Here is a 22,780-nt window from a genome sequence, read left to right on the forward strand (position 1 = left end):
GGTATAATATTTTTAACAATTTTATACTAAATATAAAGGAAAATTAGCTATGAACATAACAAAAATGCAAGGTCTTGGAAACGATTTTATTATCATCGAAGATGAAAAAGGAATAGATTTAAGCGGGCTTTCAAAGAGGCTATGTACCCGCCGTTTGAATATAGGGGCGGATGGTATTATAGTTGTCTGTAAATCAGATAAAGCTGATACGCGTATGCGCATAATAAATGCGGACGGATCCGAAGCCGAGATGTGCGGAAACGGGATACGTTGTTTTGCAAGGTACGTTTATGACAGGGGCATAGTTTCAAGCAAGGTTATGACCGTTGAAACTTTGGCCGGGATAATGAGCCCTGAAATCGTTGAAGAAGCAGGGCAGACGCTTGTAAAAGTAGACATGGGCAGCCCCTATTTCGACAGGGAAAAGATCCCGATGATTGGTACGGGTAGTGCATTATGCACGAATATCGATGTTGACAGGCGGGATATTGAGGTCTCCTCCCTTTTGATGGGAGTTCCGCATACCATGATATTTAGAGATGAGATAAGTGATGAAGAAGTTTGTGAATTAGGGCCTAAAATAGAAACAAACAAAGCTTACCCTAGAAAAACAAATGTCAATTTCGTTAAGATAATAGATAATAGGACGATACATGTAAGGACTTGGGAAAGAGGAGCAGGGCTGACACTTGCCTGCGGCACAGGGTCCTGTGCCAGCGTAGTGGCAAGCTCTATACTTGGAAAAACCGGAAGAGAAGTTGATGTAATGCTATCAGCCGGTAAGCTTCATATAAATTATGAACAGGAAAACAAAGTATTCATGACCGGAAATGCCGAATATGTGTTTGAAGGAAGGACGCTTTAAAAATTGAATGAGCGTATGGTGGTCTCGCCGGCTTTAAGTGAACTTGGCGGATACTTTTTAAAAGAGGGGTTTTCCCTTTTCTTAGTCGGCGGATATGTGCGAAACAGCATAATGTCTATTTTTGAAGGCGATCTGGACGTTTGCTCTTGCGCGCGCCCTGACGAAGTTAAAGCTATCTGCAGAAAAAGCGGTTTAAAAGTCATTGAAAAGGCTCCTGACTTAGGCACAGTCGAGATACATTTGGTAAAAAATGGAAAAAATACCTTTGAGCACACGACATTCAGGAAAGACTATTATTCTGCCGGCGGGGAGCACCGCCCTAAAAAGGTAGTATTTACCGACGATATGAAAGAAGATGCGCTAAGGCGTGATTTTACGATAAATGCGCTTTATCAAGACGTTAATACAGGGGAGATATCAGATCCGTTAAAAAGCGGCAGAAGTGATATAAAAAGAAAGTTAATAGCGGCCTGCCAAAAGGAAGCAGATAAGACGATAAAAGACGACGGGCTAAGGATTCTAAGGATGGTGCGCTTTGCATGCGAGCTTAATTTTAGTATAGAAGATGGTTTGTTTAAAAAAGCAAAGGAAAAGGCTTTTTTACTTAAAGACATCTCAAAAGAGCGCATTAGAGATGAATTTGTAAAAATACTTTTGTCTGACCTTAGGTATAAAATAAAAAGCTCTGTCTCGCCTGTTAAAAAAGGCATTGATTTGCTTTTTAAGCTACATGCATTTAAATATATATTTACTGGATTTAACGAAAATTCTTTTGATTATAATATACTGCTTAGGCTTAAAGAGGCGGATTTATATACACGCCTTGCCGCATTCTTTGCATTTGCCGGGGAAAAAGAGGCGGCAAGCCATCTTAAAGACCTAAGGTTTGACAATAAGACAATTAAAACAGTTTGTGAATTGATAAAACATTTAAATATAGCAGACGATGAACCAAACATAAGAAAAGCTGCCGCAGCAGTTGGAAAAGAACAGTTTTTAAGGCTTTGTTTACTAAAAGAAGCTAAATTGCAAAACGGAATATGGCCAAAAGCTTTAGGCAAAATGCTTAATGAAGGCGCGCCGTTTAGCGAAAGCGACCTTAACATAACAGGCCAGGATATTATGGACGCTCTTGATATATCTGCAGGGCGCCACATTGGGAAGATAAAGCGGGAATTACTTTTTATCTGCATAAAAGACCCTACGCAAAACAAAAAAGATATACTTATAAAACACGCTAAAGACATTTTTAAAGATTTTTAAGATACTTAACAAAAGAAAACATAAAGGATAAAACGATGCAACAGCCAACATTAAGTGATGCACAAGAGAATATTATAGCAACTCAGCAGTTAAAGGGGCTTATTTCAGGGTATTTTCTTGATGCTCCGGCAGAATATGTAAAGATATATGCATGCGCATATGCTTTTTTATCTGAAGGCAACGCCAATTTCGATGATTTTTGCCGTCTGCTTAACATGAGCTTTAACGACGTATTAAATGCTTTAGAATATTGGCAGCAAAAAGGGATACTCCGCATTGTAAACGACCAGACGGTCAAATTCGAATTTATACTGAAAAAAGATAAAAAAGAAGAAGATAATCTTTACACACAGGCCGGATACAACGAGACGCTGCAGCGTATATTTGGCATGAGGATCCTTAACTCCAACGAATATATGAGAATCTACGACTTTACGGATATATTCGGGCTTCCAAAAGATGTGGTGCTTTTACTGCTTGAATACTGCATAAAGAAAAAAGGCAATGCAGTTTCCGTTGCTTATATAGAAAAAGTAGCAAAGGCATGGTCTCAGGAAGGCATTTTTACGATAGAGGATGCAGTGCAGAAAATAGACAAGCAGGACCTTTATTTAAACGGCTGCAGAAAAGTCCTGGATCATTTGGGTATGATAAACCGCCTCCCCTCCCAGGCCGAAATAGCGCTTTACAATAAATGGACCAAGGAATGGGGTTTTTCACTTGACGCTATCAAGGCGGCATGCGACTGTACGACTTCTGCATCTACCCCAAGCCTTAAGTATTTAGACGGTATTTTGAAAAACATGCATGAAAACGGCGCGATAAAGACGAGGGAAGTAAAGGATTTTAACCTGATAACTGCAAAACAATCACAAAAAATCAGGGCGATATTAAAGAGGATAGGGATAGCAACGCAGACAATTACTTTGGAACATAAGAAATATTACCGTAAATGGACGGATCAGTATGGATTCAGCCAGGAAGTTATTTTACATGCGGCGTCTATCGCAAGCAAGAACTCAAAACCTTCTCTTGCGTATGTAGATAAAATACTTGAAAACCTGAAAAAGCAAAAATTATTTGAACTGCCTGAAATAGAAAAGGTAGATAAAGGCGTTTTAGAGCAAAATAATCTTTTAAAAGAAGTATTTAAAAATATCGGGATTAATAAGATGCCGTCCGAACAGGACAGGATTAAATATAAAAAGTGGCGGGAACAGGGCTTTTCACATGAGGTTATACTGCTTGCCGCTAAAAAGAGCCAGGATACACAGTCTCCTTATAAATACTTAGAGCATCTTTTGGGCATATGGAAAAACGAAGGTATTTTGACCGTAGACCAGGCATTAAAGGCCGCTTTTAAAAAGTCAACTAATAGTGCAAAAGAAAAATTAATAGCGCGTGAATATGAAAAAGAAGACTTAAATAAGATTGCTGTTGATTTAATGGCAGACGAGGAGATAGACGAATGAACGAAGCATATGCTGATATTTTAATGGAATATGAAGATACGCGCTATAAAAACGGGCAGGAATACAAAAACAGGCTTAAAACCGCCTATAAAGAGCAGCCAAGGCTATTAGCTTTAGAAAATGAGATATTAAAAGTTAGAGATGCCCTTGCCCATAGTATATTAAGGGGCAGTGAGAACAGGCAGGAACTAGAAGGAACTCTTTTAAAGCTTTACCGTGAAAGGGAAGACATATTAAAGACTTTTGAAAAAGGTTATCTAAACCCAATTTATACCTGTAACAAGTGCAAGGATACAGGATATATAGACAAACCGAAAAACATAAAGTGCCCGTGCTTTGAAAAAAAATTAAATGAGCGCCGGTTCAGGGAATATTCAATTGAAAAAAACGAGAGCTTTGAATCGTTTGATTTAAACCTCTTTTCAGATCAAAAATCGGGTAAACTGTCCCAAAGAGAACAGATGGAAAGGATAAGGGACAGGCTTTTAAAATATGTAAAGGATTATCCTGACAACAAGCAGCATACTCTGATTTTTTTAGGTGGCACCGGCCTGGGGAAGACATTTTTACTAAAGTGCCTTTTAAGGGAATTTAGCAAAGACCTTACATGTGTTTTTACATCTTCTTATAAGATGTTTAACGATTTTCACAAAAACCGTTTGGGAGAGGAAAACGATATAGATGCATATTTCGATGCTACGTGTCTTTTCATAGACGACCTTGCAAGCGAGCCAGTTACCAAAAACGTTACGGTTGAATATTTCTTCAACCTGTTAAACGAAAGACTGAGATTAAAAAAGTATACGTTCATAGCGTCTAACGCAACACTTCAGGGCTTAAAAGACAGGTATACCGAGGCAGTCTTTTCTCGGATTGCAGATAAAAAGAATTCCTGCGTTTATATTCTCGAAGGAAAAGACATAAGGATAAATTTATAAGTTTTAGTGAAATTAAAAGCGCTCCGTTTTAGGAGCGCTTTTTGCTATATCTTAAGAAGCCTAAAAACATTTGCAACGATAAAACATATAATTAGGCCTAAAACAGTTGGAATAGCGGCTGATAAAAAAGTCCACTTTGCACTTTGGGTCTCTTTTTTTATCGTTAGGCAGGTAGTTGCACATGGGAAATGCATCAAGGAAAAAAGCATTGTGCAGATAGCCGTTACAAAGGTCCACCCGTTTGCAACGAGCAGGTCTCTTAGCTGGCTTATACTATCTAGTTCTGTCAAGCTTCCGGTAGACATATACGCCATGATGATTATGGGAAAGACTATTTCATTGGCCGGAAAGCCTAAGATAAACGCCATTAAAATAACGCCGTCTAACCCTATTAATCTGGCAAACGGGTCCAAAAACCCGGTACAGTGGTTTAAAAGGCTTACGCCCTCTACATTGAGGTTGGCAAGCAGCCAGATAATAAGCCCGGCAGGTGCAGCAACGGCAATGGCCCGGCGTAGTACGAAAAGCGTCCTGTCTAACAGCGAGCGGACTAAAATCTTTCCTATCTGCGGCCGCCTATATGGCGGCAGCTCGAGCGCAAAAGACGAGGGATAGCCCTTTAAGATAGTTTTAGACAGCATTTTAGATACGAATAAGGTCATCAATATGCTGAATATTATCAAAGCGGTAAGTATGCCTGTTGATACTACAGATTGAAAAGACATGGCTACGCCGCCGGCGAAAAACATAGTTATAATGGCTATAAGCGTTGGAAAACGCCCGTTGCAGGGAACGAAATTGTTGGTTAATATTGCTATTAGCCTCTCCCGCGGAGATTCTATTATACGGCAGCCTATAACACCGCATGCGTTGCATCCAAAGCCCATGCACATGGTTAAGGACTGTTTACCATGGGAACAGGCTTTTTTAAAGAACTTATCCATATTAAAAGCCACTCTTGGCAGATACCCTAAATCCTCTAAGAGAGTGAACAGCGGAAAGAAAATGGCCATAGGCGGCAGCATAACGGCGACGACCCAGGCAAGCGTCCTATACATCCCAAGCACTAAAATGCCGTTTACCCAATCCGGTGCATTTATACTTGTAAAAAACAATGTGAGTTTTCCCTGTATAAAGGAAAAAGCGCTGGACAGCAGTTGGGAGGGATAATTTGCGCCCACTATCGTTATATAAAATATAAGCCCTAGAAGCGCTATCATTATAGGTATTCCGGTTAATTTAGAGGTTAGTATTTTATCTATTTTTTTATCGCGGTTAAGGTAGTTTTCATTTTTTAAAGTAACACAGTCTAAGTAGATTTTTTCCGCCTCGTTAGCGATTTTAAAGACTATTAGATCGTGGACCTGTTCTTTATCTATATTTTCATTTAGAAGGTAAGCCTTTGCTTCTTTTATGGCAGTTTTGACTTTATCTGTATTGAGCAGATTTAGTTTTAAGTTCTTATTGATTGTTGAGATGTATTTTTCATCGCAATCCAGCAGCTTTATAGCTGTAAAACGCCGGTCTATATTTTCAATTCCGCTTAGGCTTTCCTTGATTATATTTATTGCTGTCTCGATTGGCGGTGAGTATGTAAGTTTTTTAGGAATAGATTGTTTCAAGCCATGGGAAAGCAGATAGATTTCTTCTTTTAATTTATCTAACCCATCCCCGCTTCGTGCACTGCACCCAACAACAGGTATGCCAAGAGAAGATTCTAATTTTTTTAAATTTATGTTTATTTTTTTCTTTTTGGCTTCGTCTAAAATATTTAAGCAAAGTATTGCATTATCAGTTAGTTCTATTACCTGCAAAACAAGGTTTAAGTTTCGCTCAAGGCATGTTGCGTCTGCAACTATAACTGTAGTATCGGGGGAAGAAAAGCATACGAAATCCCGGGCTATTTCTTCTTCTACAGATGTCGCCATTAAAGAATATGTACCAGGCAGGTCCACCAGTATAAAGTTAAAGCCCTGGTGGACATATCTGCCTTGAGCATTTGCTACAGTTTTTCCCGGCCAGTTTCCGGTATGTTGGTTTAAGCCGGTGAGTTGATTGAAAACTGTGCTTTTTCCTACATTGGGATTTCCGCAAAGCGCTATAACTTTATCATCCGGAGTGGTTTTAACTATGTCTAATTCTCCGGATAGCACGGAAGTTCCCGTTGATTTATGTGTCAGCCCCATTATTACCTCCTAAAAAATATATAAAAATTGTTAAACGTATTTAACATAAATTTAAATTATTTATAATTGTATAAATATATCTTTTGCGTCATCTTCCCTAAGGGCAATGACAGTACCTTTGATAAGGTATGCTTTCGGGTCTCCTGATGGGCTTTTAAGTAAAGTTTCGACAATGCTGCCGGAAACAAAGCCTAAGTCTAGCATACGCCTTCGTTTAGAGCCGGTTGAGGCAAGGGACTTGACCTGGGCCCTGCCGCCTATTGGAAGGCTTAAAAGTGAAGGATTTACATCCATAAATAAACTCCTTTCTGTATATATAAACGGAAAAGTTTCCCTAGGCTAATATATGCAATGTAATAAACAGGTGTTCATGCATATAATTTATTAAAGGGGTGAAATTTTTGAACGATTTTTATACAGTGCGCGGTTATGAACTAAAGAACAGGGAAAATAAAGTGCTTTCCCCATCTCTTGAAGACTATCTTGAGATGATTTACCGTGAAATAGGGGAAAAAGGCTATGTGCGTATCAACGAGCTTGCTAAAAATTTAAACGTAAAACCGCCGTCTGCTTCCAAAATGGCGGCAAAGCTAAGTGAAAAAGGTTTTATAAGCTATGAAAAATACGGGATAATAAAGGGGACAGAGAGAGGGAAAGAGCAGGGGGCATATCTTCTTTGGCGGCATAAAGTGGTTTCAGATTTTTTCTCCCTTTTGTCGGATGATAAAGACGATAAACTCAAATTTATCGAAGTAGAGCAAGTTGAACACGTTTTAAACCCTAAAAGCGTATATGAAATAGAAATGCTTGTAAATTATTTTCAAGATGGGGAGAATTTATCTGAATATTTGAATTGGAAAGGTAAAACTAATATTAAAAGCGCTGAGACAGAGCATAAAACATAATCCCGCGGCATTCCCTCAGCCTTAAATACCATAAAAATTCTTTATCTGTCGGCATTGAGACTACTGTCATATCAAAATATCCAAGTTTACGCGCTACACTTATGCACCTTAGCAAGTGAAAATCGTTTGACACTAGTATAGAAGAAGAAAAACCGTTTTTCTCCATTATCTCTTTCACAAATATAAAGTTTTCCCACGTATTGGCTGCTTTTGTTTCAAGTATTATGCTGTCTTTAGGCACACCTAAGCCGGTAAGCATATCACATGCGCTTTGAGCTTCGGTCTTACATATATTTTCATCATAACATCCGCTTACTATTATATAGCCAGAGTAACCGCCTTTAAAAATTTCAGCCGCCTTTTCGCAACGTGAATATAATATGTCCGTTCCGCCGGTAGTTCCGGGAACTATTATGCAGTCTGCTTTAGTTATAGCGCAAGGAAGGTTTGTATACCCCATCATAACGGAAAAAGAAAAACAAAAATAAACGATAAACGCCGCCAAAGCGGAGACCACCGTCCATAATATAACAAAAAGTATATTTTTATTTAAACTTTTAAAGTTCGTAATCGATTTCATATTGCGATAAAATATCCTTAGAGCCATTATGGGCTTTTAGCTGTATATTGGCTAAGATGCTTGCATAGCCTTCTTTACTGACTATTATATGATCCAGCAAAGATATATTGACTGTAGACAAAGCCTTATTAAGGCTTATTGTTAAGTCTATATCATTTTTAGATGCATTAAAAGAACCATTTGGATGACAATGCGCAAGTATCACTTTTTTGGAGTTTGAGCGTATAGCCTCTGCGACGACTTCCCTTACGTAAAGGGGAACTTCGTCTATAGTTCCCTGCGCGATGCACTTTAAGCGGATTATTCTTGATTTAACATCTAACAGCAGGATATAAACTTCCTCTTTATTAGAATGCATCATAACTGCAGATAAATATTCACCAGCTTCACGTACGTTTGTAATTCTTTGCTTTGGGCGGGTTTTGTTTGAATTATACCGTTTTAAAACATATAAAAAAAGGTTTAAGAAACGCGCACTATTAGGCCCGACTCCTGAAACTTTTTGCAGGTCGAAAAAATTTGCATCCAGCACATTTTCAAAACTCCCAAATTCTTCTATAAGTCCATGTGCTATATTATTTGTATTTTTTCTGGCTTGAGTAAAAAAGAGCATATATTCCAAAAGCTCATGGTCAGCAAAACTATCTAACCCGGTTTTGTCTGCTCTTTCAAACATCCTCTGTCTGTGATAGTGATGCGTTGAAGTACTCATGATTTTAAGTCTCCAATATTTATTGCTAGTTAGTTATTTCGACGCAGAAACTTAAAAGTCCTTTTTCTTGGTAAAGATTTATTGAAAAGGCATGTTGCATATGGTATATTTAAATATTAGAAAATGAAAAGCAGACGGTATAATTTATGGATTTTAAAGAGCAAATAGCAAAACAATTATCAAAATCAGTTAATATGGACTTTAATTCAATATATGAGATGATAGAAGTCCCTAAAGACTATAAAATGGGAGATTATGCGCTTCCTTGTTTCAAGCTGTCCAGGGTTTTAAAAAGTGCGCCTGACAAAATCGCAAAGGAGCTGTCTCAAAATATAGACAAAGGGGAGTATATTGAAAAGGTAGAACAGTTAAATGGATATTTAAACTTCTTTTTAGACAGGGAAAAGTTTACTTTAAGCGTTTTAGAGGAGATACAAAGCAAAAACGAGGCTTACGGGTCTTCAAACGAGGGAAACGGCAAAACTATTTGCATAGACTATTCTTCTATTAATATAGCAAAGCCTTTTCACATAGGGCATCTGCTTACTACGGTAATAGGGAATGCGCTTTATAATATCTATTCTTTTTTAGGATATAAGTGCGTTTCGATTAATCATTTGGGAGACTGGGGTACCCAGTTTGGAAAACTTATATATGCGTATAAGCACTGGGGCAGCAAACAGTCTGTCGAAAAAGGCGGAGTTAATGAACTAACCAGGCTTTATGTCAAATTTCATGATTGCGCTAAAGAGGACGAGTCCTTAGAAGATGAGGCAAGGGCTTGGTTTAAAAAAATAGAAGAAAAAGATGAAGAAGCTATTGAGCTTTTTTCATGGTTTAAGGAAATAACGCTAAAAGAAGTAAGCAGGGTCTACGATATTTTAGGCATTAAGTTTGATTCCTATGCCGGAGAAAGCTTTTATAACGACAAGATGCAGACGGTAATAGACGAACTAAGAGAAAAAAACCTGCTTGAGTTAAGCCAGGGTGCGTATGTAGTGAATCTAGACGAATATAAGCTGCCTCCCTGCTTGATTCTTAAAAAAGACGGAGCAACGCTTTATTCTACTCGTGATTTAGCTGCTGCATTTTACAGAAAAAAGGAATATAATTTTTATAAGTGTTTATATGTAGTTGCATATCAGCAGAACCTGCACTTTAAACAATGGTTTAAAGTCGTTGAAAAACTAGGATATGACTGGGCTAAAGATTTAGAACATGTTGCATTTGGCATGGTGTCTCTTGAAGACGGCACGCTTTCTACGCGAAAAGGCAAAGTGGTTCTTTTAGAGGACGTTTTAAATAAAGCAATAGAAAAGACAAAACAGATTATTGAGGAAAAAAACCCGGATATTTCAAATAAGGAAAAAGTATCTTCTCAGGTTGGCGTCGGCGCTGTTATATTTAACGCCCTACTTAATAACCGTATAAAAGATATGGTCTTTTCCTGGGACAGGGCGCTTAACTTCGACGGGGAAACAGGGCCTTATGTACAGTATACCCACGCAAGGTGCAATAGCGTTATTAAAAAGGCCGGGGAAATAAAGCAAAAAGGGGATTATTATAGCCTTGATAACGACGAAGCTTTTATAGTTTTAAAGATGCTTTATAGTTTTCCGCGCACCGTTGCCGAGGCAAAGGAGAAAAACGAGCCATCATTGATAACCAGATATTCGGTGGATTTGTCTCAGGCGTTCAATAAGTATTATTATGAGCATAGAATTATAGATGAAGATGAAAAAGGAACTGCTAATCGCGTATTACTTACAAAATGCGTTAAAACGGTAATCAAGACCGCACTTAAACTAATCGGTATTGAAGCACCGGATCAGATGTAGTAAAACATAAGAAAAAATTATATAAATGAGGTAAGAAATTGTTAGATATAGTAAGGATCAGGGAAAACAAAGAAGAAGTAATAAAAAGCCTTGGGAAAAAGGGCGTTAAAAGCTGCGTTATTGATAATTTGCTTAAGTTAGACGAATCCCGCCGGGCAAATATAGTAAAAGTTGAAGAACTTAAGGCTAAGAAGAACGAGGCTTTAAAACAGGTCCCGATTTTAAAAAAGCAAGGGAAAGACGTTGAAGCGCTTTTTTCACAGATGAAAGAAGAATCCGAGCTTATCAAGAGTTTAGACGAAGAACTAAATACGCTTAACCAGCAGATTTTGGATATGCTTTTATCCATTCCGAATATGCCTCATGAATCTGTCCCCGTCGGTAAAGACGATACGGACAATGTGGAGATAAGAAAATATTTGGAACCTAAAAAGTTTTCATTTGAGGCTAAAGCGCACTGGGACATAGGAGAAGCGCTAGATATTTTAGATTTTAAAGCTGCTGCAAATGCTACCGGAGCGAGATTTGTATATTATAAGGGGTTAGGGGCACGCCTTGAACGCGCGTTGATAAACTTTATGCTTGATACACATACGGGCGATGGTTTTACAGAGGTATTTCCGCCGTATATGGTCCACAGGAAAAGCATGGTCGGCACAGGGCAGCTTCCTAAATTCGAAGAGGATGCATTTAAGATTTTTGGTACGGAGTATTTCTTGATACCGACGGCAGAAGTCCCGGTGACCAATATGCTAAGAGAGACGATACTTAACGGTTCAAAGCTACCGATAAATTATACGGCATATTCCGCATGTTTCCGTGCAGAGGCGGGAAGCGCCGGAAGAGATACGAGGGGGCTTATCCGCCAGCACCAGTTTAACAAGGTGGAACTTGTTAAGTTTGTCCGGCCGGAAACTTCGTATGAAGAGCTTGAAAAGTTAACTGCACAGGCAGAAAAGATACTAAAGCTTTTAAAGCTTCCGTATAGGGTCGTATGTTTGTCTACCGGAGATATGAGCTTTACTTCGGCTAAGACGTATGATATAGAAGTCTATATGCCGAGCTATCAAAGGTATGTGGAGATTTCCTCTTGCTCGAATTTTGAGGATTACCAAGCCAGGAGAGCAGGAATAAAGTTTAAAGATGGGGCTAATGCAAAAGCCAGGTTCCTGCATACGCTAAACGGCAGCGGCTTGGCAGTGGGAAGGACGGTTGCAGCTATACTTGAAAATTACCAGAATAAGGATGGCAGTGTTGCCGTACCCGAGGTTTTGCGCTCTTATATGAGAACTGATATAATAAACTAAATACTTTTTAATTGATATTAATAAATGGGGAAATAAAGGTCTTCCTTAAAATTAAACAGCTTAAATTTTTAAATTAAGAAGAGGCAGGGGTTGGAGAACAAATTAAAACAATTTAATTTAGAATTTTTAGCTGCCGGCATTTTAACTGGAGTACTAGTTTGGCTGGAAGCTATATTTCCATTAAGCCTATTATTAGTGCCAATACCTGCTATATATATAGCCGTAAAAAGAGGTTGCGTATATTCACTTATAACGTTTTCATTTGGTGCTATAACGGCATTCGTTTTTTATGGGTTTACGGCAGGCATGTTTATAATCTTAAATTTTTTACCTCCTGCTATTGCTGTAACCATATGCTTAAAAAAACGCCTTCGTATGTTTGAATCGGTCTTGATTTCCATGGCCGCGATAGCTTTAAGCATTATATTTTTTATCATATACGTTAACTTTAAATTCAATTCGGATTTGCTTACTTATTTTATTGATTTAACGCAAAAGACGTTTGTAAAAAACCAAGAAAGTGCGAATGCGTTTTTGATAGCTTATAATTTAGGGGAGATAACGGCGGGGACAAAGACGTTAGAGTATTTTACGCAGCTTAGCCAGTCTGATGCTATTCAAATGGCCATGGTCTATGTAAAAGATATATTTACATCGTATCTTCCGACCTTTTTGGGCCTGTACATTTTATCAAGCGGGCTGTTTAATTATACGCTCTCCCATTATCTTCTTAAAAAAAGCGGCGTAGACTTAGCCCCAATACCTTCATTTGAAAATTATACGCTGCCTAAAAATTTTATATGGGCTATTGTGTTTGTCATACTATATGTTCTTTTCGGAACTTATATCAATGAGGAAAACTATGCATCTATAAGTACTACTCTTATAACGGGGCTGATATTTATATTAGCTATTGAAGGGGCAAGTTTTGCAAGCTGGTTTTTAAAGAGAAAAAATGCAGGGACCTTTTTTAGGCGCTTTATATTGATTTTTGCATGGTTGGTTTTATACAATGTATTTATGTATATGGGTATATTTGAGTATATATTTAAAGTAAGGAAATCTTTTAATAGTATAGGGGATTCAAATAAGCTATGAAAAAATTGATTAAAAAAATAGACAAAAAAATACTTTTGCTTGTTTTGTCCTTTATAATAGTGGTCGCAGTTGTTTTTTCTCTTGACAGAACTTTAGAGAAAATACTTTTTGCCGCGCTGTCATTTATATTATTGCTGGGATATATATTTTTTATTAGCGCCAATAAGCTTAAGGATAAATACGTATATTCCGTTTTATCCAATATAAAAAATGGTCAGCGGCCTTTGGTTATAGGCGATGATATACCAACTGCGCTAATTGATAAGGGAAATAAAATTTGTTGGTTTAACCATGCTTTTGCTTCAATAGTTGATATTTCTCCAATGGGTGAAGACATCTATATGCTTTTACCAGATTTAGCACAGCCAAATAAAGAAAAACAAGTTACAATCAATGATACGGTTTATACAAAAAATTTAACAGAACACGAATTTAAAAGGCGTAAATTTAAGCTTCTTCGCCTTCTAGATAAAGAAAACGAGGAAGATATAAAAAGGGCTTATTTAGGCCATATGGGAGCTGTATGTTATGTACAGATAGATAATGTAGATGAAATTTCTACAGATATTACACTGTCTGAACGCTCCGCATTGTTTAACGAGATAGACAAGATTATAAATGACTTCACAAAGATGTTAAACGGCATATGTTTTAAATTTGATAGGGATAAATACATAATATTTTTCGAAAGAAGATATTTAAACGTAGTTTTGAGCAGGCGGTTTGGCATACTGCAGGAGGCGAGAAACTATAAAATAAATGGATTTAATGTTACGTTAAGCTTAGCCATTGGTGTTGCCGATACTCTAAATCAGGCAAATGAGTCTGCAGTTAAGGCATTAGAGTTAGCCCAGGGTCGCGGCGGAGACCAGGCTGTTGTAAAACAATATGACAAATATAATTTCTTCGGCGGGCTGCAAAAAGGCATTGAAAAGCGGTCTAAGGTAAAAATTAGGCAGTTTTCACGCAGCTTCAGGAACCTAATGGAACAGGCCGGCGATATCTTTATCATGGGGCACACTGTGCCGGATTTGGACAGCTTCGGTAGTGCGCTTGGTATTTTAAGCTGTGCCAGAAAAGTGAATAAAAAGGCGTATATCGTGCTTAGCCGTCCAACTAAAACGATATCTAACTTGATATCCGTTATGAAGGGCGAAAAGGAATATAACGGAGTAATAATAACCGAAGACGAAGCTGAGCAGATAATCAAGCCTACTTCCATGATAGTTATCTTAGATACACAGATAAGAAACCATTTGGAGGCTCCGGATCTTTTGGACAGGACGGATTTAATCGTTATTATCGACCACCATTTCAGGGGAACGGATTTCATATCGGACGCAACGCTTTTTTTGCATGAACCGTATGCCTCGTCTACATGTGAAATGGTAACGGAAATGATACAATATTTTGATGAAAAGCCGGTTCTTTTACCGTTTGAAGCAGAGGCGCTTTTGGCCGGCATAACTCTTGATACCAAGAGCTTCTCGTTTAAAACCGGTGCGCGGACTTTTGAAGCAGCCTCATTCTTGCGCAGGGTAGGGGCAGACGCTAAAAACATAAAGCAGTTTTTCCAGGATGATTTAGAGACATTTTCGATGAGGGCGGAAGTCGTCCGTCATGCCAGCATTTTAAGCCCCGGGATAGCCATAGCGACGGTACCGCCGAATACTGAAAATGCCGCTGTTATTGCACCGCAGGCTGCGGATTCGCTTCTTACCATAAGAGGGGTCATTGCATCTTTTGTCATATCCTCTATTGATGGAAACGTACTTATATCCGGCAGGTCTCTTGGAAGTATCAATGCGCAGATTATTTTGGAAAAGATAGGCGGAGGCGGGCAGACGACAGTCGCAGGGGCCCGCATAAAGAACGTAGATATAAAGACAGCAACTAAAATGCTTAAAAAAGCTATAGACGAATATATGGCGGAAGGGAAGGTAGAGCAATGAAAGTACTTTTGAAAAAAGACGTTAAAGGCCAGGGTAAAGCAGGACAGGTTGTAGAAGTCAGCGATGGCTATGCAAGGAACTATCTATTGCCGCATGGTTTAGCAGAAACTGCCGATGCTCAAAATGTAAACGAAGCAAAAGTTAAACAAGGTGCTTTAAATCATAAAAAAGACATGGAAAAGCAAGCCGCTCAAAATTTAGCGGCAAAACTTGAAGGTATGGAGCTTGTTTTGCAAGTTAAATGCGGAGACGGAAACAGGTTGTTTGGATCTATAACAGCCAAAGAAATATCCGAAGAATTAAAAAAGCAAAAGAATATAAATATAGACAAAAAAAAATTCGTTTTAAAAGGAAATATAAAAGAATTAGGCGAATATATAATTCAAGTAAAGCTTTATGCTTTAATCAGCGCCAATATAAAAGTTATTATTAAAGCAGGTTAAGGAAATTATGAGTGTAAATGCCTTAAGTAAATTGCCGCCACACAGCGTAGAAGCAGAGCAGTCTATTTTAGGATCGATGATTTTATCGTCTAGGGCTGCGTATTCGGTTTTGGAACGGCTGACCTCCGAAGATTTCTATGTCAAAAAACACAGCAAGATCTTTGCAGCGATGGTCGAGCTCATTATGGAAGAAAAGCCGATTGACTTAGTTACGCTTTCCGACCGGTTAGACAAGATGAAGATACTTTCAGGCGCAGAAGACTTAAAGTATATAAGCGACCTAACACAGATAGTTCCCAGCATTTCAAATGTCGAGCATTATATAGACATCGTCGAAGAAAAAAGCGTACTTAGAAGATTGATAAGTGCAGCAGACGGTATAATCAAAGATGCATACGACGATTCTGAAGAGGCTGTGGACGTGTTAAATCGTGCCGGCGGAAGTATTTACGACATAGCTACTAAAAAAAGCCATGATTCCTTAAAGCATGTAAAAGAAGCGCTTGTTGAAAGCTACAATCAAATAGGCCGTGCAGCGGAGAGCAAAGACGGTATTTTAGGCGTTCCGACGGGATTCCCAAGACTTGATAATAAGCTGTCTGGACTGCAAGGCTCACAAATGGTAGTTATAGCAGGAAGGCCGGGCATGGGCAAGACGAGCTTTGCCCTTGATATAGTAAGAAATATAAGCATGAAGAAAAAACTGCCGGCAGCCGTATTTTCCCTTGAAATGTCTTCGGCACAGTTAGGGACAAGGCTCATGTGCTCCGAAGCCGGGATAAATATGCAGGATATCCGGTCTGGCAAATTGTCTGAAAATGATTTTAAGAGGCTCATATCCTCTATTGAGAAGTTCAGTTCCTCGCCTCTTTATATAGACGACACGCCGGGGATAACAGTTGTTGAAATATTAGCTAAGGCAAGAAAGCTAAAGATGGATAAAGGCCTTGGCGTTATAATGATAGATTATTTGCAGTTGATGAGTTCTAACTCGAGAACGGAAAACAGGCAGCTTGAGATATCTGAGATAACGCGTTCTGTCAAACTGGTTGCAAGGGAACTGGATGTACCTATACTTTTACTCTCGCAGTTAAGCCGTGCATCCGAAAAAAGGGACGGCAAGATACCTATGTTAAGCGACCTTCGCGAATCCGGCTCTATTGAACAAGACGCAGACGTAGTTATATTCCTACACAGGGACAACTATTATGATGAAGAGGCGGATAATTCCTGTAAGGTTATAATAGCAAAACAGAGGATGGGCCCTACCGGCATAATAAAAATGCAGTGGATCGGAGAAAACACCCGGTTCCTTGAACTGGATGAACAGCATCAGGAGTTTTAAATGGGAAATAACGATAAAAGACAAGAAGGCATTATTACTAATAAATGGTTCCTTGGCAAAAGTGAATTTAAGGATATTAAAAAAATAAGGCGGGAAGTATTTATTAAAGAGTTTTTAGTAGATGAAAAAGAGGAATTCGATTCTTTTGACCGCTATGCCGTGCATGCAGTTGTTTATATAGACGATATTCCATCAGCAACTGGGCGTATATGGCATGACGGAAAAAAAGCTATGGTAGGAAACATAGCAGTATTAAAACCTTTTCGGGGTATAGGCATCGGGGACTTGCTCATACGTGTTTTACTGGTTAAAGTATTAAAGTCCTCTAATGAAGTTGAAATTTGCTCGCCAGTGTATCTCAATAGTTTTTTTTCAAAGTTTGGATTTAAAGCAGTTGGGGAAAAATTTAATAAATCGGGTATATCGTATATCAAGATGAATCTTAAAAGAGAAGATTTTACTCTTCCGTCTAAGTGTGGATGTGATTAAAAATCCAAATAGGTATTTTTAAATGAACGAGAACTTTTTTGAAAAAATCTGGAACAGCATTAAAGAGGGATTTTTAAAATTAGCGGACAACGCAGATGTTATTATAATTAAGATATTAATTATTATTGCGATTATAGTTGTTGCAAAACTTGTAATCGTCATTTCAAATAAGATAATAAAAAGAATACTAGATTCAAAAAGAAAAAAATCTTCGGCAAAAGAAATTAATAGGCGCCTTGAAACGCTTTATACCCTTTTTAAAAGCATAGTCCGCTATACCGTATACTTTTTTGCAATAGCTACCATCTTAGGAGAGCTAGGACTCGGTATAACTGCCGGGTCAATTTTAGCAACTGCCGGGATCGGCGGAATTGCAATAGGGTTAGGTGCGCAAGCGCTTGTTAAAGACGTGGTTGCCGGAGCGTTTTTTATGTTCGAAAGCCAATTTAAAGTTGGCGATATCATTGAAGCAGCCGGCGTAAAGGGTACGGTTGAGGAGATAACGCTAAGGACTACAAATATAAGGGCTTATACCGGTGAGTTGTTTATAGTGCCAAATGGCCAAATGGAAAAAATAACAAATTACAATAGGGGCAATTCTCTCTTTGGCGTTACGGTAGCAATTTTAAATGCTCTTGATATAGAAAAGACCATGGATATAATGAAGAACGAATTTTTAAAGTATGCGGCAACCGAAGATGGAAGCGTATTACTGGATGAACCAAAAGTTTTAGGGGTTATAAGTGTGGACTCAGATGGAATAAAGATAAGAACAGTACAGCACTCGCAGGCGCTTCAGTATTTCGACGCAGAACGCGAGCTTACAAAAAATATATATATGGAACTTACGCGCCAGGGAATAGAAATTCCAGTTAAGAAGCATATTGTAATAAAGAAGGAATAGGTAGTGGAACTAAATTTAAATGATATCGTAAAGATGAAGAAAAAGCATCCTTGCGGGGAAGATAGATTTTTAATAATAAGAACAGGCATGGATGTAAAGGCAAAATGTCTTAAATGCGGGCGTATAATCATGCTTCCATATGAAGACTTCGTAAAGAAAGTAAAAAAGGTGCTATCAAATGAATGAAGTAAACGACGAACAGCAATTTTCTTCTAGAGTTAAGGAGAAACGCATAAAAAAGAAAAGAGACAGGATAGGCTTTATGATCACGATTTTGATTGCAGCCGTCCTTGCGCTTTCGATACGTTTTTTTGTATTCGAATTTATAGTAGTAAACATGACCTCAATGCAGCCGACGTTGGAACCTGAATCTGTTATGTGCGTTGAGAAAGTGTCTTATATGTTAGGAGAGCCGGGCAGGGGAGATATAGTGATATTTGATTATGCCGGAGAAGACAAAGACCTAGTAAAGCGCGTTATTGGTATTGAAGGAGATACTATTGAAATTTTAGAAGGCCATTTATATATAAACGGCCAGCTTAAAGAAGAAAGTTATATAAAAGAACCGATGAGCAGTGATACGACTTACGGACCATTTGTCGTCCCTGAAGACAAAGTCTTCGTTATGGGGGATAACAGGAACGTGTCAAAGGATTCGCGGGACCCCAGTGTAGGTGCGGTAGATTTAGATACTATTATAGGCAGGTGCTTCTTTGTCATTTGGCCGATAGATCAAATATCATCTGTTAGTTAAAAAATAAAAAAATCGGGCTTTAAGCCCGATTTTTTTATTGCCCGATAGTAGCTTTTATACGCCTTACCCCTGCGGAAGAACTTTCCTCTTTAACTATCTTAAAACTCTTAAGCTCTCCTGTTGAATTGGCATGGGGGCCGCCGCATATCTCTTTTGAAATATCGCCTATAGTATATACTTTTACTATATTTCCATACCGCGAATCGAATATGCCTGTCGCACCGGATTTCTTAGCTTCATCTACAGGCATTTCTGAACAGTCTATTTTTATGTCTGCTGCAATGGCCTCGTTAACTAATTGTTCTATTTTATTAAGTTCCTCTTTTTCAAGTTTTCTGGGGCAGGTAAAATCAAACCGTAAACGCTCTGCGGTTATATTGGAACCGCGTTGCTCAACTTCAAACCCCAGGACTTTTTTTAATGACGCAAGCAAAAGATGCGTTGCCGTATGCAGCATGGAGGTCTGCTCGCTTGAATCGGCAAGCCCGCCTTTGAATTTTTTGTCCGCGCCTGCGTGGGACTTTAACTGGTGTTCGTGGAATGCCGCGTTAAACCCGTCTATATCGACAGTCAGGCCGTTTTCCTGTGCTAATTCCTGTGTAATCTCAATCGGGAACCCGAATGTATCGTAAAGTTTAAAGGCTGATGCACCGTCTATCTTAGAAGAAGTTTCATTCTTTAAATTTACAAGCATTTTATTGAATTCTTTTAATCCCTGTTTTATAGTTATCTGAAAGCGGTTTTCCTCCAGGTTTAATTCGTTCATTATAAATTCGCGCTTTTCACTGAGTTCGGGATAGACTTCTTTATACTTATTTATAATGACGTCTGCGATTTTAAAGAGAGCGCCTGTCGGCAAGCCTATACGCATACCAAAGCGGACGGCCCTTCTTATAAGCCGCCTTAATACATACCCCTGGTCTACATTAGAGGGGGTTATCGGACGAACATCGCCTAAGATAAAGGTGGCTGTCCTTAAATGGTCTGCGATTATACGGATAGCGCGGGTAACCTCTTTGCCTTCACCGTATTTTTTTCCTGAAAGCTCTTCGATTTTTTTGATTATCGGGGTAAACAAGTCCGTTTCATAAACGGAATTGACACCCTGTAGAACGCAAATAGTACGTTCAAGCCCCATGCCGGTATCTACGTTTTTTTGAGAGAGCGGAAGGAATTTTCCGTCTGCCGCTTTATTGTACTGCATGAAAACGTCGTTCCATATTTCAAGATAACGCCCGCAGCTGCATGCGGGTGAACAATCCGGCCCGCAGGGCTCCTTATCTGTTATGATAAACATTTCTGTATCCGGTCCGCATGGGCCTGTCTGCCCTGCCGGCCCCCACCAGTTATGCTTCTTGCCTAAGAAAAAAATGTTTTTTTCTGAAACGCCGTGGCTTTTCCAGCATTCGTAGGATTCCAAATCTTTTGGTACGTTTTCATCTCCTTCAAAAACTGTAAAGGCCAAGCGGTCTAAAGGTATATTTAGATACTTCTCGCTTGTTAAAAATTCAAAGCTAAAATCTATTGCTTCTTTTTTAAAATAATCCCCTAAAGACCAGTTGCCCAGCATTTCAAAAAAAGTCAGATGCGAGGCATCTCCGACGTTGTCTATATCGCCGGTACGTATACATTTCTGTACGTCTGCAAGCCTTTTGCCTTCAGGATGCGCCGCCCCTAAAAGATAAGGCACTAAAGGGTGCATGCCGGCAGTTGTAAACAGTACAGTCGGGTCGTTTTCCGGAACTATAGAAGAACTGGGAATTACAGCATGTCCCTTTGATTTAAAAAAATCCAGATACATTTTTCGCAATTCGTCACTTGAGAGTTTTTTCATAAAATACCTCCGCTTATATGTAAAATTTTCTTTTATAAAAACAAACGCCCCTAATATAAATTAGGGACGAAAATTCCGCGGTACCACCCACTATTTGGCGCTAAAGCGCCCAGCTTTTAAAGCCCTTAACGGGGGCAAAGCGGCGTTAATTTTACTAACGCTGCTAAACGGATAGCAAGACTTAAAAATTTTTACGGTATTTCCACCCTCGACCGCTCTCTTAAAAAAATACAAAAGGCTTTTTCCGCATTAAACGCATTTAAAATATTTTTCTAAAAAATTATATATTTAAAATTTAAACATGTCAAATATTATTCGCAGATCTTTGTTATTGCTTTTGCTATCATCGTTGCATTTAAGTAAAGTTCTTCTAAAATTATATATTCATCGGGGCCGTGTTCTAAGCTTGGAGCACCGGGGAATTTAGGCCCGAAAGTCACTGCGTTTGAAAACGCACGTGCATATGTGGCACCGCCTATCGAGATACAGTAAGCCTTCTTGCCTGTAACCTCTTCATAGACAAATTTTAAATCTTTTACAAGGTCGCTTTCTTCATCGACGAAGTGTGAATCAAGCTTATGTTTAACTGCAATTTCAAATATGTAGCCAAAGTGGTATTTTAGTTTGGACATTATAAATTCCGCATCGTATGAAACGGGGTACCGTATATCGACCACGATCTCAAGGTTATATTTATCATACGACACTTTGCCGACATTGAAAGTGAGCGCACCTGAAAGTTCGTCTTTTATATCTAGCTCTATTCCGCTTCCGTCGTGGTTTAATTTTATTTTACCGTAAAACGATTTAAGCGCATCTTTAAACTCACCGGATGCCAAAGGCAGAGTAAGCAACATATTAGCTAAATAAGAGGCAGCATTTACACCGTCTTTTGGGCGGGAACCGTGTGAGGCTACGCCCTTTACTTTTATTATGGCTCCTTTTGAATTCTTTTCAATAGTATATTCTATATTATTTTGCTTAAAGAATTTATCTGCGCTTAAAGCTATTTCATCGTAGTCTCCGGCAAGCATGCACTGCGCTGAGTTTGGCACTATGTTTGCCCTGCTTCCTGAATCAAAGGAGACGATTTTTATGCCATCCTCGCTGTTTGACATACATTTTGCAGTTAAAGATACGTGAAGCAGCCCCTTTTCAGTGTTTATTATAGGATAATCCCCATCTGGCGAAAATGCTATATCCGGATCTTTTTCATGAGATTTTAAATAGTCTATATCCGTCCAGCCGGATTCTTCGTCGCAGCCAAAGACCAGGCGGACTTTTTTATTTAATGGTATTTTTTGGTCTTTTATCATTTTAAGCGCATAAAGGGAAGCAATAGCCGGGCCTTTATTGTCTATGGTGCCACGCCCGTACATCTTGCCGTCTGTTATATCGCCGGCAAATGGATCAAACGTCCAGCCGTCTCCGGCGGGTACTACGTCTAAATGTGTGAGGACTGCCAAAGTTTCATCTCCGCTACCGTAGTCTATGAAACCTATGCGCCCATCTAAATTAGTAAAGTCAAACCCTAAGCGGCTTGACAACTTAGACATAAATTCAAGCGCATCAAATACTTCTTTCCCATAAGGCATTTTGGGTTGAGGAATGTCTTTTACGCTTTTGATTCCAATTAGCTCTTTTAAACTGTTGACCATGTCGGATTTGTAAGGTGAGATATCCATCAAAAATCTCCTTAAATTTTCTTATTTTTAATCTTACAATATCTATTATATTCATTTTGATAAAAAAAAATAGTTATTGCCCTTAATCAATATAAAATTTACGGATATATATTTAAAAGCAATTATTTACGGCAAAATTAAAATGTGGTATAGTATACAATAAATTGTTATGTATATTTGCGGCATAATTAAAAATTAAGTTTAAATCAT

Annotated in this window: 21 protein-coding genes; 15 read left to right on the forward strand and 6 right to left on the reverse strand. The window is 38.6% G+C overall.

Annotated features, from left to right (window positions below; translation table 11 throughout):
- The first annotated feature begins 49 nt into the window (after positions 1-49).
- From dapF to R2876_07100, 4 genes are read left to right on the forward strand one after another with little or no spacing between them, the layout of a single operon-like run.
- Positions 50-865, forward strand: coding sequence for a diaminopimelate epimerase (dapF, locus tag R2876_07085; GenBank protein ID MEZ4358363.1), 816 nt, complete (start codon positions 50-52; stop codon positions 863-865).
- Between the two features lie 3 nt (positions 866-868).
- Complete coding sequence (locus tag R2876_07090) at positions 869-2,128, forward strand: hypothetical protein (GenBank protein MEZ4358364.1); 1,260 nt, start codon at positions 869-871, stop codon at positions 2,126-2,128.
- 35 nt (positions 2,129-2,163) lie between these two features.
- Positions 2,164-3,600, forward strand: a complete 1,437-nt coding sequence (locus tag R2876_07095; GenBank protein ID MEZ4358365.1) for a DnaD domain protein — start codon at positions 2,164-2,166, stop codon at positions 3,598-3,600.
- The gene (locus R2876_07100) at positions 3,597-4,538 is read left to right on the forward strand and encodes a hypothetical protein (protein MEZ4358366.1); all 942 of its coding nucleotides are present in this window, start codon (positions 3,597-3,599) and stop codon (positions 4,536-4,538) included. The genes R2876_07095 and R2876_07100 overlap by 4 nt, the downstream gene beginning before the upstream one ends.
- Positions 4,539-4,582: 44 nt before the next feature.
- Here R2876_07100 and feoB read toward each other — a convergent pair whose 3' ends face one another.
- Together feoB and R2876_07110 are read right to left on the reverse strand one after the other, a co-directional pair.
- Positions 4,583-6,724, reverse strand: a complete 2,142-nt coding sequence (feoB, locus tag R2876_07105; GenBank protein ID MEZ4358367.1) for a ferrous iron transport protein B — start codon at positions 6,722-6,724, stop codon at positions 4,583-4,585.
- Between the two features lie 60 nt (positions 6,725-6,784).
- A complete protein-coding gene (locus R2876_07110) occupies positions 6,785-7,018 on the reverse strand; it encodes a FeoA family protein (GenBank protein ID MEZ4358368.1) in 234 nt (77 codons plus the stop codon).
- A gap of 107 nt (positions 7,019-7,125) precedes the next feature.
- On the opposite strand from R2876_07110, the gene R2876_07115 reads away from it, so the two are divergent.
- Positions 7,126-7,629, forward strand: a complete 504-nt coding sequence (locus R2876_07115) for a MarR family transcriptional regulator (protein ID MEZ4358369.1) — start codon at positions 7,126-7,128, stop codon at positions 7,627-7,629.
- Here the strand turns inward: R2876_07115 and R2876_07120 are convergent.
- The gene (locus R2876_07120; protein MEZ4358370.1) at positions 7,598-8,092 is read right to left on the reverse strand and encodes a YdcF family protein; all 495 of its coding nucleotides are present in this window, start codon (positions 8,090-8,092) and stop codon (positions 7,598-7,600) included. The two genes, R2876_07115 and R2876_07120, sit on opposite strands and share 32 nt — an antisense overlap.
- A gap of 94 nt (positions 8,093-8,186) precedes the next feature.
- Positions 8,187-8,921 carry a DNA repair protein RadC gene (gene radC / locus R2876_07125; protein ID MEZ4358371.1) on the reverse strand — a complete coding sequence of 245 codons (735 nt, stop codon included), beginning with the start codon at positions 8,919-8,921 and terminating at the stop codon, positions 8,187-8,189.
- A 146-nt stretch (positions 8,922-9,067) separates the two neighbouring features.
- On the opposite strand from radC, the gene argS reads away from it, so the two are divergent.
- The 10 genes from argS (at position 9,068) to lepB (ending at position 19,051) form a co-directional block, all read left to right on the forward strand.
- Complete coding sequence (argS, locus tag R2876_07130) at positions 9,068-10,759, forward strand: arginine--tRNA ligase (protein ID MEZ4358372.1); 1,692 nt, start codon at positions 9,068-9,070, stop codon at positions 10,757-10,759.
- Positions 10,760-10,797: 38 nt separating this feature from the next.
- Positions 10,798-12,066: a serine--tRNA ligase gene (serS, locus tag R2876_07135; protein MEZ4358373.1), complete on the forward strand. Its 1,269-nt coding sequence runs from the start codon at positions 10,798-10,800 to the stop codon at positions 12,064-12,066.
- 90 nt (positions 12,067-12,156) lie between these two features.
- Entirely contained in the window at positions 12,157-13,164 is a 1,008-nt protein-coding gene (locus tag R2876_07140; GenBank protein ID MEZ4358374.1) for a DUF2232 domain-containing protein, read from the forward strand.
- Positions 13,161-15,116 carry a DHH family phosphoesterase gene (locus R2876_07145; protein MEZ4358375.1) on the forward strand — a complete coding sequence of 652 codons (1,956 nt, stop codon included), beginning with the start codon at positions 13,161-13,163 and terminating at the stop codon, positions 15,114-15,116. Before R2876_07140 ends, R2876_07145 begins: the two co-directional genes overlap by 4 nt.
- Entirely contained in the window at positions 15,113-15,559 is a 447-nt protein-coding gene (gene rplI, locus R2876_07150; protein ID MEZ4358376.1) for a 50S ribosomal protein L9, read from the forward strand. The genes R2876_07145 and rplI overlap by 4 nt, the downstream gene beginning before the upstream one ends.
- A 7-nt stretch (positions 15,560-15,566) precedes the next feature.
- Positions 15,567-16,904 carry a replicative DNA helicase gene (dnaB, locus tag R2876_07155; protein ID MEZ4358377.1) on the forward strand — a complete coding sequence of 446 codons (1,338 nt, stop codon included), beginning with the start codon at positions 15,567-15,569 and terminating at the stop codon, positions 16,902-16,904.
- Positions 16,905-17,393: a GNAT family N-acetyltransferase gene (locus R2876_07160; GenBank protein ID MEZ4358378.1), complete on the forward strand. Its 489-nt coding sequence runs from the start codon at positions 16,905-16,907 to the stop codon at positions 17,391-17,393.
- Positions 17,394-17,415: 22 nt separating this feature from the next.
- On the forward strand, positions 17,416-18,297 hold the full coding sequence (locus tag R2876_07165; protein ID MEZ4358379.1) for a mechanosensitive ion channel: 882 nt from the start codon (positions 17,416-17,418) through the stop codon (positions 18,295-18,297).
- A 3-nt stretch (positions 18,298-18,300) separates the two neighbouring features.
- Positions 18,301-18,483, forward strand: coding sequence for a DUF951 domain-containing protein (locus R2876_07170; protein MEZ4358380.1), 183 nt, complete (start codon positions 18,301-18,303; stop codon positions 18,481-18,483).
- A complete protein-coding gene (gene lepB, locus R2876_07175; protein ID MEZ4358381.1) occupies positions 18,476-19,051 on the forward strand; it encodes a signal peptidase I in 576 nt (191 codons plus the stop codon). The genes R2876_07170 and lepB overlap by 8 nt, the downstream gene beginning before the upstream one ends.
- A gap of 34 nt (positions 19,052-19,085) precedes the next feature.
- On the opposite strand, the gene R2876_07180 is transcribed toward lepB, so the two are convergent.
- Together R2876_07180 and pepV are read right to left on the reverse strand one after the other, a co-directional pair.
- Positions 19,086-20,885: an alanine--tRNA ligase gene (locus R2876_07180; protein ID MEZ4358382.1), complete on the reverse strand. Its 1,800-nt coding sequence runs from the start codon at positions 20,883-20,885 to the stop codon at positions 19,086-19,088.
- 311 nt (positions 20,886-21,196) lie between these two features.
- Positions 21,197-22,570: a dipeptidase PepV gene (pepV, locus tag R2876_07185; protein ID MEZ4358383.1), complete on the reverse strand. Its 1,374-nt coding sequence runs from the start codon at positions 22,568-22,570 to the stop codon at positions 21,197-21,199.
- Positions 22,571-22,780: the final 210 nt, after the last annotated feature.

It is taken from the genome of Eubacteriales bacterium (assembly GCA_041390245.1).
Taxonomy (GTDB): domain Bacteria; phylum Bacillota; class Clostridia; order Christensenellales; family JAWKQI01; genus JAWKQI01.

What these genes read in the sequence shown, in the direction of transcription:
- dapF (MEZ4358363.1), top strand. Translation starts at nt 50, where the DNA reads ATGAACATAACAAAAATGCAAGGTCTTGGAAACGATTTTATTATCATC.
- R2876_07095 (MEZ4358365.1), top strand. Translation starts at nt 2,164, where the DNA reads ATGCAACAGCCAACATTAAGTGATGCACAAGAGAATATTATAGCAACT.
- R2876_07100 (MEZ4358366.1), top strand. Translation starts at nt 3,597, where the DNA reads ATGAACGAAGCATATGCTGATATTTTAATGGAATATGAAGATACGCGC.
- feoB (MEZ4358367.1), bottom strand. Translation starts at nt 6,724, where the DNA reads ATGGGGCTGACACATAAATCAACGGGAACTTCCGTGCTATCCGGAGAA.
- R2876_07110 (MEZ4358368.1), bottom strand. Translation starts at nt 7,018, where the DNA reads ATGGATGTAAATCCTTCACTTTTAAGCCTTCCAATAGGCGGCAGGGCC.
- R2876_07120 (MEZ4358370.1), bottom strand. Translation starts at nt 8,092, where the DNA reads ATGATGGGGTATACAAACCTTCCTTGCGCTATAACTAAAGCAGACTGC.
- radC (MEZ4358371.1), bottom strand. Translation starts at nt 8,921, where the DNA reads ATGAGTACTTCAACGCATCACTATCACAGACAGAGGATGTTTGAAAGA.
- argS (MEZ4358372.1), top strand. Translation starts at nt 9,068, where the DNA reads ATGGATTTTAAAGAGCAAATAGCAAAACAATTATCAAAATCAGTTAAT.
- R2876_07145 (MEZ4358375.1), top strand. Translation starts at nt 13,161, where the DNA reads ATGAAAAAATTGATTAAAAAAATAGACAAAAAAATACTTTTGCTTGTT.
- rplI (MEZ4358376.1), top strand. Translation starts at nt 15,113, where the DNA reads ATGAAAGTACTTTTGAAAAAAGACGTTAAAGGCCAGGGTAAAGCAGGA.
- dnaB (MEZ4358377.1), top strand. Translation starts at nt 15,567, where the DNA reads ATGAGTGTAAATGCCTTAAGTAAATTGCCGCCACACAGCGTAGAAGCA.
- R2876_07160 (MEZ4358378.1), top strand. Translation starts at nt 16,905, where the DNA reads ATGGGAAATAACGATAAAAGACAAGAAGGCATTATTACTAATAAATGG.
- R2876_07165 (MEZ4358379.1), top strand. Translation starts at nt 17,416, where the DNA reads ATGAACGAGAACTTTTTTGAAAAAATCTGGAACAGCATTAAAGAGGGA.
- lepB (MEZ4358381.1), top strand. Translation starts at nt 18,476, where the DNA reads ATGAATGAAGTAAACGACGAACAGCAATTTTCTTCTAGAGTTAAGGAG.
- R2876_07180 (MEZ4358382.1), bottom strand. Translation starts at nt 20,885, where the DNA reads ATGAAAAAACTCTCAAGTGACGAATTGCGAAAAATGTATCTGGATTTT.
- pepV (MEZ4358383.1), bottom strand. Translation starts at nt 22,570, where the DNA reads ATGGATATCTCACCTTACAAATCCGACATGGTCAACAGTTTAAAAGAG.